This is a genomic window from Acidipila sp. EB88 (assembly GCF_003858395.1).
In the GTDB taxonomy this organism is placed as follows: domain Bacteria; phylum Acidobacteriota; class Terriglobia; order Terriglobales; family Acidobacteriaceae; genus EB88.
Genome location: NZ_QWEV01000005.1, coordinates 2,973,689 through 2,985,974 on the forward strand (window position 1 = coordinate 2,973,689; position 12,286 = coordinate 2,985,974).

A 12,286-nucleotide genomic window follows, 5' to 3' on the forward strand; every position below is an offset into this window, starting at 1 on the left:
ATGATCGCCGGACTGGAAGATCGCGAGGACCCTCGGGGGCGAGCTCTCCGGGCTTGCGCAGGCATGCGCGCTGTTGTCTGCGAGGTGTTGAGTTTCCGAGGCAATGCGTCTTGCTACTTGCGGTAGATCCACCACTGAACGGGTCCCGTAAGTCCCGAGGGAAGCAGTGTGAGGTCAGCCGGTTTCAGGACGATGTTGGTCTGGGTAGTGCGCTTGGCGGGCTGCAGCGTGTCGCCAACCAGGCGATTGTGCCAGAGGTTTGTGACCTGGAGCGTGGCGTGAAGAGTGCCGCCTGGCTGAGGGCCAAGGCAGAACTGGTAAGGATAAGCCCAGACGGCAGGAGATCCCTGTGCAGGATCATGACCGTTAGCCGTGTCGGCCGAGCGGCTTGCGAGGGTGAGGGTTGCGATCACGTCGACCCGCGTGAAGTGCAGGCAGGCAGTCTCATCCGCGGCGAGGCGAGGCATGCGCAGGGTCGTTGAGTAGGCAGCAGTGCCCGAGAAGTAGCGGGATCCGCTGAGTTCGTTCCAAGGCTGCAGGGTTGGGAGCGGCACTGCCGCGCTGCCGGGCACCTGCAGCTGCCATGTGCCTTGCGCCGGCTCTTCCCGGACTTTCGCAGGCGCGGACGGTGCCGTGCTTTTGCCGGGGAAGACGACGAACACCGAGCCGAAGGGCGGCAGCACGAGGTCGACCCGGGTGCGGTCGGCTGCGGGAGAAGCCTCGCCTCGGTAGATGCTGCCGGTGACTGGGTCCCACAGCTCCGCCGGGCCCTTCGCACGAAGCGAGAGGGAAAACCGGCGTTCCGTTGCGTAGGCGCTGCGCACATAGTAGAAGTTTCTACCGCCGACCTCGCGATGCACCCAGTCGATCGCGTCACTGCTTGCCGGGGCCAGGCGCACATTGCCCGAGGCAAGCTCCACGTCGGGTGCGATGTTGCTTTGCTGCAGCGCGGCCCGTGGATTCGCGTAGAGCGTTTTGCCGGCGGGTAGAACCACCCCGGTTGCGACGCCTGGCGACAGCGCAACCACGGCGCCTCCTGCTTTGAGATAGCGAGCAACCAGGGCAAGCACGGGTGCGGAGAGCTGGCCCGCGCCGGGCAGGACCAGCATTTTCCAGTGCACGCCGCTTGGTCCTACGAGATCGGAGCCTTCCATGTGGATGGAATGAAGCAAAGCGTCTTCGTTGGTGACGTCGTAGTCATAGGTAGGCAGCACGTGGGCCGGGTCGTCAGCTTTAAGCCGGACGAAGTTGGGCGCCTGCCCGCCATAGAAGTACAGGATGTCGCGTACGGCGTGGCCCTGCTGCATGACGTACTGGACGCGGTTAAGGTACTGGAAGAACGGCACGCCGGCGTTCCACCAGGTGCTGTTGGGATTGAGGTGCGTGCCTGCGAAGTACTCCTGCCCGGGGATGCCGGCAGAGGCGGGGCTGGAGGTGAACTCGTGCCAGACGAGGCGGTTCATGCCTTCGGTGATCGCCATGTCGAAAGCGGGTTTCAGGTCGGAGGCAAGCGACTCGGACCATTGCGGCCCGATGGACGTTTCGCCTTCGGCAGCAGCGTAGGGCTGGCCGTAGATGTCGGCTGCGCTCGCAGCTTCTTTCACGAAAAATCGCTCGCTGTCGGCGGGGCGGTGATCGTTCTGAGACCAGAACTCGGTTTGCGGAACGGCGGAGCGGCGGAAGGTCTCCAGGGCATCGAGGGGGGCCACGTGTGGCCCACCACTCTCGGACTGTACGCCCAGGCCGTACGCAGCGGCGCGTGCGGCGAACAGGTCATAGTGGTTCTGCACCACCAGGTCGGCTACGGTGCGGCGCAGGTCCGCGAGAAACTTCGACGAGTCCGCAGGGCTGCCCAGGATACGTCCGGCGATGACGGGAAGGTACGGCACGGGGTCGTAGCCGCGGCGCCGGCGAAACTCCTCGCGGAAGTTGTCGGTCCAGTTGGTGCCGCCGAGTTCCCAGCTATCCGTCGCGAGGTACTTGAGACTGCGATGAAGTTTAGCCGCGACCAGGAGTGGCTGCACATGGCGGTCCCAGTAATTGTTGAAGGCCTGGGAGCTCATGTAGTCAATGGCGAGTCCCTTCCAGGTGTCGCTGGAGGTAGAAACCATGGCGCCCGAGTCGGTGTAGCCGACGCGCAGGAGCTCCCATGTGCCCGGAGGGAGCGCCACGTGTACCGAGCCGTCGGGCTGCATGGGCAGGATGCGCACTTCATTGGGCAGGGCATCGGCATAGGCGGGGTCGGTCTTGAAGACGGTGCCATCGCCACTGTCGAGCAGGGCGTCGGCATTCTCCATGCTCATGCCGTCCTCGACCGCTGCGGCGCGCGCACGCGTGCCCGGCGGGTAGGCAGCCTGGGGCGTTGCCAAGGATGTCTGCCCTGCCGCGTGTGCCCGCGAGGGTCCGGAGGGCCATGCCAGGGCCGTGCCATGGTGTAGCGGGTAGGCCAGCACCGCGACATCGCGGTAGAAGGCGTTGACGGTTGGCGGCTGGGGCAGCCGCAGATCCTGTGCGTGGCCATCTTCGACGTTGAGATCCAGGTGGTTGAAGGTGAGCAGTTTCGAGGCATCCTGCGGGGTCACGTCGGGGCCGCCCAGGTTCCAGCCGCTTTGAATGTTCAGGGTGATTTCCAGCCCGAGGCGGTCGGCTTCTTTAAGAGCGTGCAGGTAAAGAGCGGTCCACGCGGGCGAGCCGAACTGCGGGCCGGCCGGCACGGGATGGTTGCCGCCCTGCGTCGCTCCGCCTGCGTCGACCAGCAGCGCCCCGCCGAAACCCTTGGCTTTCATTTCCTCGAGATCGTGCGTGATGGTGGGCTTGTCGGTATGGCCATTCAGCCACCACCAGTAGCACCGAAGCCGGGCCTCCGGGGGCGGGTTCCGCCAGCCTTGCCGGAGCTGTTCCACCGAGGCATGCCGTGGACCCACTGCGCCGGTTTGTGCGTAGCTGGGCAGTGATGAGCCGAGCAGCACAATCGCACTCACCGCCAGACGAAGCTGCATGCCGAGCCTTTCATGGAGCTAACGATACAGCGCGCTACGCCAGGGGTTAAAAGTTGACGCGCGCGGTGAGTTGACCGATGCGCGGATCGTTGGCCTGCGTCTTGGTCACAACGCCCCACGTGGAGCTGCCAAGGGTGGTGCCGGGTCCGCCGAAGTCGGGGGTGTTGAGGGCGTTGAAGAACTCACCACGAAGCTCGAAGGTGGCGCCCTCTTTGATCTGGAACTGTTTAAAGAGCGAGGCGTCGACTACGGGAAACACGCGGATCCTGGCGGCGAGTTCAAGGCTGTTGTACTGGGTGGTGTAGGCGAGGCGCTCGCGATAGGCAGGCACTGGCGAGAGGCTGTCACAGGCAGGTGCGCTTGCGGTCGATGCGACCATCTCCCCTGCGGTGTTTTCGTAGCAGGTGTTGAGGTACCGCCCATACGTGGGATTTGCCTGCTGGGGGTTGCCGATGATGGCAACGTTGGCTGGCGCGGCGATGAGCGGGCCATTCTCAAAGCGTGCCACGGTGTTGAAGTCCCAGCCGCCGAGCACCATGCGCTCGAGCAGGTTGCTGCTGCTGAACCGCGGCAGCTCAAGAGTGGCGAAGATGTTGCCGACGAGCGAGGGGCTGCTGTCTTCGACCGAAGCAAGCCTGGTGTCGAACGGATTCAGGTACTGCAGGTGATCCATTGCCTTGGACCAGGTGAAGTTGCCCTGCAGTGTGAAGTGGTTCTTCATGGAGCGCTGTACCTGGATCTGCAGCGCGTTGTAGGGTGCGCTGCCGATCGAGGAGTAATCCTCAGTGACGGTACCGAACTCGGGGTAGGGCAGCAGCAACAGGTTGCGTTGGATCTGGGCGTTGTTGAGGTTGGTGGTGCCGGTGAAGACCCCGGCGAGCGGGTTGGCGACCTGGGCATTGAGATAGGTGACCTCAGACGCGCCGAGGTCGTAGTACTGCTGCGGCAGGACGTTGATGTTGTGGTTGACCTCGATCCGTGTTGCGCGGGTACCAACGTAGGCGACCTGCAGGACGAAGTCGCCAGGTAGCCGTTGCTGGACGCTGGCGGACCACTGGGCGCTCTTAGGCTGAACATGATGCTGGTCCACAAAGCTGATGTTCTGGCCAAGCGCGGTAGCGAGACCAAGTGAGCTGCCGGTGGGTAGTTGAACGCCCGACGGGAAGGGATTGCTGACGGTATTGATCGGCGCACTGGTCACGTAGTTGTTGTAGCCGGTGGTCTGGCTGAAGCCGGTGCCGATCGGGGACTCAAGCGTATTGAGATAGATGGTGCCAAAGCCGGCGCGCACCACCGTGCGGGGCGACACCGCGTAGGCGAACCCGACCCTGGGCTGGATGTTGTTCCAGTCTGACGAATAAGGATAACGGTCGGAGGGGCTGGTGAACTGCAGGCCGCCATTGAGCGCGAGGCCCGGGACCGAAGCCTGCAGGGGATTGGAGCAGGTCGAGCAGAAGCCGGTTACCTGCTTGTTGTAGCGCTCGGTAAATGGCGACTCGTAGTCCCAGCGTGCGCCGAGATTGAGGGTAAGCTTGTCGGTCACACGCCAGTCATCCTGCGCGTATGGCGCGACGTAGATCTGCTGCAGCGCGTAGGCAGCTTCGATGTTGTAGGACATTGAGGAGTCATAGCCGAGCAGGAACGAGGCGAATGGATCGCCCGAGCCTGCGTCTGCGCCTACGTTGACGGTGACCGAGTTTTTCTGGGTGAAGCGGCGGTCGAACTCGTAGGCTCCAAGACCGCTTTCAGGATTCTGTACGTTGTAGCGAATCAGGTTGCCGTCGAAGCCGAAGCGGAAGGTGTGGCGACCCAGGGTCTTGGTGAGGATTTCTGCGAGATCGCCCGTCATGTTGGTGCTTACCTGGCCGCCCGAGCCGCCAGCGAGGCCCGCGTAGTTATCCGAGTTAAAGGTGACACCAGGAAAGCTTGTGTACGGAAGACCGGGCGACGCAATCTGCAACTGCGACAAATCGTAGTTCTCACTGTCGGGGTAGACCAGGCCGAAAGGGTGCCACAGGATGCCCAGGCGGGAGTCGAGGACGAGAGAATCGGAGAACTGGTGCACATCGTCGATGCTGCCGCCGCGGTTATTGCGGTAGACCGTGTAACCGTAACCGGTGGGGCCGACCTCCTTGGGAAAGCCCTGCAGCGGATAGGTCTGGGTAAGGCCTGAGCGGAAGAGGATGGCCGAAAGCTTGTTCCTGGAGCCGATGGCCTGGTCCACGCGGCCGATGAACGAGGGGTAGGTGCTGGGGTAGGACGTCTGGTTGGAAATGTAGTTGGGCGTGGAAAGCGCGTTCGAGCCGGGCACGTTGGGCAGCGGAAAATAGTTGGCCATGGCTGCGCCCGACGGGTTGATGGCTGAGGCGATGTTGTTGCCTGCATAGAAGGCGGTGCGGTTGCCGTTGGCGTCAACTGGCGAATTAGGCTGGTAGAGCTGGACGCCGGACTGGCAGAGTCCGGTGGCGTCGAAGCCGCCTGTACACAGGGCCGAGAAGTCGCCGGCCCGCTCGGCGGCGGTGGGCACCCGGGCGCTGTAGTTGATGGCGGTGTGCGAGGCGTAGCGCTCGAACGCGAACATGAAGAAGGTCTTGTCCCGGCCATCGTAGACGTGGGGAATGCGCACGGGACCATCGACTACCAGGCCAGTCTGGCTGAGCTGGTCGTTGTTGCGCGGCGTGCGAATGGCAGGGTTCGCCGCGTTCTGTTCCGGTACTTTCTCGTAAGTATTGGCGTTGAGGTAGGTGTTCTGAAAGGCGTAATAGAGCGCGCCGTGGAACTGGTTGCCGCCGCCACGGATGATGGTGTTGGTCACGGTGCCATTGCCATGGCCTACCTCGGCGTCGAAGATCGAGGTTTGTACCTTGACCTCCTGCACGGCCTCAGGCGAGGGGACGAAACCGGTGTAGGACGCGCCGGAGAGACGTTCGGCCGGGTCATCCGGAATGCCGTCCAGGGTGAGACGGTTGTGACCTGAGTTGCCCTGGCTCTCGATCTGGATGGCGACGCCGCTGAAGGGGTTGGTGAACTGGCTGGCCTTGGCCTGCGTGTACTCGGTGGTGGGCACACCCGCAGTGAGGGTGGCGAGCACGAAGGGGTTGCGGCCATTGTTCGGAAGGTTGGTCACCTCTTTCTGGCTGAGGGTTGTGGCGATGTTGGGCGACGCCGTATCGAGCAGGGTATTTGATTCGGACTGCACGTTGATTGTTTCGGTCTGCGTGCCGGGTTCGAGCTTGAAGTCGGCCTGCTGCAACTCGCCGGCGGTGAGCACGATGCCGGTGCGGGTGGCCGTGTGAAAGCCGGGTGCGGTGATGGTTACGGTATAGCTGCCGGGATTGAGCGAGGCGAACGTATAAGCGCCTGAGCCGTTCGACTTGCCAGCCGTCTTGAAGTGGGTTGTTGTCTCTTCTGCAACCACGACGACGCCGGGAATGACAGCGCCGCTTGCATCGGTGACGGTGCCCTGGATCGAGCCCAGGTAGCTTTGCGCATAGGCGGCGGTCGCGGCAAATGGAATCGCCATCGCGCAGACCAACGAGACCAGAACAGGATGGATCTTTTCAACCAAGGCCAGCCTCCAAAAAGGAACGCCGCAAAAAGAAAGTGCTGCGGCAAACGGAGGCCATGCTGCGGGAGCGGGAGGAGACGGAGCAAGTGAATTTACCGGAAACCGACAGGTGCTCTTAACTGTTAAGAGGGCGTAAAGCCATTGACCCTAAACGGCTTACACGCAGCAGGGAACTTGTTTCCCGGAATGGCACCGGATAACAACCGCCATGCAAAAACATTGCCAGGCCTTCAGAGATCGCCCTGGCTGAGGGCGATTGCCAGGGCTGGGTCTTCGCGTCGGCAGCAGGGTCACGCCAGGTTCGGCGTCTGCGAGTCAGCCGCTGGCAATGCTACACTTCCTCCACTCGGGTACCTGCCGTGTCCTCCATGATGAAGGCCGAAGATGAGGCTCTCTCTGACGCGTCCGTCGCGCAGCGCCGGGCACTGATTGACCGTGTTGCAGGCAGCGTGCAATTTGCCCGCTCTGCGCGGCTGCGGGACTTTCTCCAGTACGTCGGCTACGGTTCGCTCGAGCCGCATACCTCGGACATTCACGAACACGCCATTGGCGTGAACGTGTTCGGGCGGTCGCGCGACTACGACCGCAGCCAGGACAATATAGTCCGGGTCAATGCGACGGAGCTCCGCAGGCGTATTGACCGCTACTTCGAAACCGAGGGTGCGCACGAATCTCTCCTGTTTTCCATTCCGCGGGGAGGCTACACACCGGTCTTCTTCTGGAGGGAGCTCCCGGCGGTGGAAGCAGCGGAACTTCCGGCCGCTCCGCCTGATCCGGGTTCTGCAATGCAGGGGGTGCTGCCCGTTGCGCCGCCGGAAAAGCGGAGCATGCCATGGATCTGGATCGCCTTGACCGCTGCACTGGTAGTGGTGTGCTGCCTGCAGTGGTGGCAGAACCGCAGGTTGTCGGCCCCCGATGATGCGTGGGATCGCAGGCCGGTGCTCGTGGACTTCTGGACCAGCTTTACGAGGTCCGCGGCCGAGACGGATGTGGTTCTTCCGGATGCCTCGGTGACGCTGAGCGAGGAGATCACCAACCGGCCACTCTCCCTGTGGGACTACATCCACCGGAACTTCCCAGGGCGTGCGCATGGCGACAACCTGAGCATGGACCGGCAGAGCGACCTGGACACGATCTACGCGCATAGCGTGGTCATGCTTGGAGATTTCCAGGCCGCGCAGCAGCTCCTGACCCTGACGCCGGTCGCGCCATCGCTGCACGTGACCTCGGCGCGTTTTTTCGAGGCGGAAGCGATTGATCATGCCAATGTGATCCTGATTGGTGGCAGACAGGCAAATCCATGGACCGCGCTCTTCGATGAGCAGCTTAACTTCAGCCTTGACGATCGGGAGGACCACCGGTCGCTCTGCATCGGCAACCGCCATCCTGCTGCCGGCGAGGCTGCCACGTACTGCCCGGTGATTGGAGAGAACCACATCACGGGGTACAGCGTGGTTGCGTTTCTTCCTAACCTGGGGCGGGCTGGCAAGGTTCTGCTTCTGGCTGGAACCGAGTCGGATGCGACGGCGGCCGCCGCGCAGTTTGTGACGTCGGAGGATGGGCTCAACGAAGTGAAGCAACGCCTGCGCACCCCGCACCTCGGCTACTTTGAAGCACTGCTGAAGACCTCAAGCCTGCACGGTGCCCCATTCAGCGCACAACTACTCCTGGTACGCGCACGCTAGCCGGCACCGGCCAGATCCTTGCCTGCAGGTGCGATCTCGGCGACGATCACCGTGCAGATACCTAACCAACGCCGGAGCAGGTCAGGGGCAACGCGCGAAACGATGCCCTACTGCAGGCGAGTTCCTTGCCCGGCAGCTCGACGAGAGCGGTTGATCCAGTGGGCAGATACAAGCAAATACAGGACGAACATCGCAAAGCCCATGACGCACCAACGCGCTACCTGCGTATGTGGTCCAGGCCAAAAGTGCACGAACCATAGCTCCGCAGGGAGCAACACCAACGCGACACTTGATCGAAGTGGAGGTTTCGTCACGGGGATCGGCTCTATGAACGGGGCTTGCACGCGTGCTGGAAAACGGCTGCACTGAGCACGTATGTGCTTAGGTTTGATTCTTTTCCATGCTATTTTGCTTCTCAAGGCAATCACCCCTCATGGCGCGGCTTAGGGCTGTGAGCCTGTGTGTCCGCACCTGTGCGGCCTGTCGCCTCGGTTTCACAGGAAAATCGCCTGCTTTTGCAATGAATGTAGACATACCGACCTGACGAGCTGGGGAAAGACGAAATGAAGAGAATCCTGTTCCAAGGGCTTTCAGGCGTTGCGATTTCAGCTCTGGCTTGCGTCCATACCGTGCAGTCACAGACGGTCACCGGAGCCATCACTGGTACGATCACCGACTCCTCCGGCGCGATCCTTCCCGGCGCTCACATCACCGCGCATAACGTCGCAACCGGCGTGGACACGGTCACCACCAGCAATGGTAGCGGTTTCTACCGCATCGAGTTTCTTCCGATTGGCCGCTACACCCTTACGACCGAAGCAACCGGGTTTGGCCAGAGGTCGGTTCCCGCGTTCGATCTTGAAGTGCTCCAGACCGCAACGTTCAACTTGAAGCTGGCCGTCGCAGGATCGTCGACTACGGTGGATGTTTCCGAAGCGGCGCCGCCCATCCTGAACACGAATGACGCCACCCTGGGCACGACCTTCACAGCGAACGCCATCGCGAACGTTCCCTTGAACGGCCTGGACTTTTCGGCACTTACCTTGTATCTGCCTGGTGCGGTCAACACTGCGGGCACATCGGGGACCACGGTCATCGAGCGAAGCACCTCGTACACCGACACGCCCAACATCAATGGAAACCGTGCCCAGTCGAACAACTACACGCTCGATGGCATCGACATGAACGAGACCTTTAACAATGTGATCTCCTACAGTCCCGCGCCCGAAGCGCTGCAGGAGATCAAGGTTCTGACGGCGAACTCGCCCGCGGACTACGGCAATGTAAACGGCGGCGGCATCGTCAGCGTTCTGAAGAGCGGGACCAACCGGTTCCACGGCTCGGCTTACGGATATGTGCAGGACTACCGGCTGAACGCTAACTCCTGGGCCAACAACAACCAGGGCATCGCGATCAATCCCTTCTCCCAGTCGCAGTTCGGCGGCACCTTTGGCGGCCCGATCCTGCGCGACAAGCTCTTCTTCTTCGTCGACTATCTCGGTTCGCGCTATCACACGGGCGGAACCGCGACGGCAAGCGTTCTTTCGGCAGCCATGCGCAATGGAGATTTCTCTGCGCTCTGCTCAGCGTTCGATGCGAACGGCCTCTGCGACAAGAACCAGGATCCAAGCGGGATCCAGCTTTACGACGCGCAGAACAACTTCGCGCCATTCGTTCGAAATACCGGGGTGCCCATCAATAATCCGGTTGCCAGGTACCTCTTCGCCCACCCAGACGTGTATCCGCTGCCCAACGTTGCGCCGACCGATGGACTGCTCGCCAACAATTACCAGGGCAGCGTCCGCAGCTTCAAGGCCAACAACCAGGGCGATATCAAGGTGGAGTATGACCCCAATGGCAAGGACAAGCTGACTGCCTTCTACTCCATGTCTACCGCCTACGATGGATCGGTGGCAGTGCTGGGCATCACCTTTCCCGGCACGAACCTCTATCCCACCAAGATCATGGGTGGCAACTGGGTGCACATCTTCTCACCCACGCTGGTCAACTCGGCACGCGTGGGCTTCACCCGAACTGACTGGAACGTGGGCCTGCCTACGGATTCCACAGGCGTCTTCGGCACCTCCGGCAACTCCATCGTTGGCGTGGGTTTTACGGGGCAGGCCTACAACGGCTTCACCGCGCAGGTAGTCAGCGGTGGACCGACCAGCATTGGCAACCAGGCGCTCAACAATGGCACGATCATCGATAATACCTACAGCTATATCGACAACCTGACCTGGCAGCGTGGACTGCACTACCTCAGCATGGGTGTGCAGGCACTTCGTTATCAGCAGAACTACCCCACCAGCAATAACAGCGGCTATCTTGGCAACCTGAATTACACCGGTGCCTTTACCAGCGACGGCGCAGGCAGCGGCGGTTACGGGGCCGCTGACTTTGTTCTCGACCGCGTCCAGTCTGCAGAGGCGACGCTCACCAGCAGCAACGTGGGGCAGCGGCAGTGGCGCGCCGCCGGGTACATCAATGACGACTTCCGCATCCGCCCTAACCTGACGCTGAACATCGGCGTTCGTTACGAGTTCGATCAACCCTGGATTGAGTCGAACGATCGCCAGGGCAACATCGATGTTGCCAGCGGGCAGGTGCAATATGCCGGGCATGTGCCGGCGGGAGCGCCAGCCGGCTCCGGACTGTGCCCGACTCGCGGCTGTTACAAACCCAACTACCGCCAGATCATGCCCCGGCTCGGCTTCGCTTACCAGCCGAGCAGTCGCTTTGTTGTGCGTGGCGGCTATGGCGCCACCAGCTTTTACGAAGGCAACTCCTCTAACCAGCGGCTCACCTCGGTCACGCCCTTCCTTTCCGCGGTCAACGTCTCTGTCAACTCTCCGAAAGTAGGCGCCGCAACGACGGCGCGCACCGCCGAGCAGGGCTTTATCGGCGGCACCACTTCCGGCTCCGGAACCTACGACGTCTACCCCCAGGACATCCAGCCTGCTTACATCCAGGAGTGGAGCCTGACGACCGAGTATGCGCTGACGCGTAGTACCTCGATGCAGGTGGGCTTTATCGGCGAGCAGGGCCAGCACATCGAGGACTACGGCAACCTGAACCAGTACAGGGTCAATGGCGATCCCACTTCGGCTCCTTACTACAACAACTCTTACATCGGCATCAACGGATCTGCCGGCGCACTCGGCGTTGGCTCGAACTCCCTTCTGATTACCGAATCACGCGCGATGATGAACTACAACGCGCTTCAGGCCGTGCTGCGCCAGCGTGCAACCCAGGGCCTGGAGTTCACTCTTAATTACACTTATGGCAAGGCCATGACGAACAGCCTGGGTAACTATGGCCTGAACGTAAACGGATACAGCGGCGCCTTCCAGAACTACTACGACAGCAGTGCCGATTACGGTCCCGCCGGATATGACGTCAAGCACAACGTCTCCTTCACTGGCGTGTACGCTCTCCCCATCGGCACCGGCAAGACCTACCTGATGGGCGCCGGACACCTGCTGGATGCGGCAGTCGGCGGCTGGAAGGTCGGTTTCGCAGGCGTCTCCTATTCAGGGTTTCCGGAGACGGTCACCACCGGCCAGGTCAACGGGGCGGAGGTCACTGGGTCATCCAACAACTCCAACAGCTTCGGGGCTGCCCGGGTCAACCAGTACCGACGGTTGAAAATCCAAAACCGCAACATCAATCATTGGTTCGGCACAGATGCGTCGGCGATCCCGTGTCTCACGGCCGGCGTTGACAATGGCGTGTGCGCCTTCGGCGCGGCCGCCAACAACGTGTTCGGGGACTCAAGAAACGGGAGCGTGCGCGGGCCCGGTTATCTGAATGTGGATATGTCCGCTTTCAAAGACTTTCGAATCTACCATGAGCATTCCGTGGGCTTCCGCTTCGATGCCTTCAACGCATTGAACATCGTCAGCTACGGAAATCCTGACACGAGCATCACCGATACCACCTTCGGCCAGATTGCCAGTCAGGAGCAGATCCGGTCGCAGGAGCGGCGGCTGCAGTTCTCGGCCAACTATAGGTTCTGAGCGTGGCTGAAGCAG

General features: G+C 61.7%; 4 protein-coding genes. 2 read left to right on the forward strand and 2 right to left on the reverse strand.

Annotated elements, in window-relative coordinates; genetic code table 11:
* Window positions 1-113: 113 nt before the first annotated feature.
* Together D1Y84_RS12850 and D1Y84_RS12855 are read right to left on the reverse strand one after the other, a co-directional pair.
* Window positions 114-2,999 carry a glycosyl hydrolase gene (locus tag D1Y84_RS12850; RefSeq protein ID WP_124849056.1) on the reverse strand — a complete coding sequence of 962 codons (2,886 nt, stop codon included), beginning with the start codon at window positions 2,997-2,999 and terminating at the stop codon, window positions 114-116.
* 46 nt (window positions 3,000-3,045) lie between these two features.
* Window positions 3,046-6,567, reverse strand: a complete 3,522-nt coding sequence (locus D1Y84_RS12855) for a carboxypeptidase regulatory-like domain-containing protein (RefSeq protein WP_233581388.1) — start codon at window positions 6,565-6,567, stop codon at window positions 3,046-3,048.
* Between the two features lie 368 nt (window positions 6,568-6,935).
* Between D1Y84_RS12855 and D1Y84_RS12860 the strand changes: the two genes are divergently transcribed.
* Both D1Y84_RS12860 and D1Y84_RS12865 read left to right on the forward strand, forming a co-directional pair.
* On the forward strand, window positions 6,936-8,252 hold the full coding sequence (locus D1Y84_RS12860; RefSeq protein WP_233581389.1) for a hypothetical protein: 1,317 nt from the start codon (window positions 6,936-6,938) through the stop codon (window positions 8,250-8,252).
* Window positions 8,253-8,815: 563 nt separating this feature from the next.
* On the forward strand, window positions 8,816-12,271 hold the full coding sequence (locus D1Y84_RS12865; RefSeq protein WP_124849057.1) for a carboxypeptidase regulatory-like domain-containing protein: 3,456 nt from the start codon (window positions 8,816-8,818) through the stop codon (window positions 12,269-12,271).
* The last annotated feature ends 15 nt before the right edge of the window (window positions 12,272-12,286 follow it).

What these genes read in the sequence shown, in the direction of transcription:
- D1Y84_RS12850 (WP_124849056.1), bottom strand. Translation starts at nt 2,999, where the DNA reads ATGCAGCTTCGTCTGGCGGTGAGTGCGATTGTGCTGCTCGGCTCATCA.
- D1Y84_RS12860 (WP_233581389.1), top strand. Translation starts at nt 6,936, where the DNA reads ATGATGAAGGCCGAAGATGAGGCTCTCTCTGACGCGTCCGTCGCGCAG.
- D1Y84_RS12865 (WP_124849057.1), top strand. Translation starts at nt 8,816, where the DNA reads ATGAAGAGAATCCTGTTCCAAGGGCTTTCAGGCGTTGCGATTTCAGCT.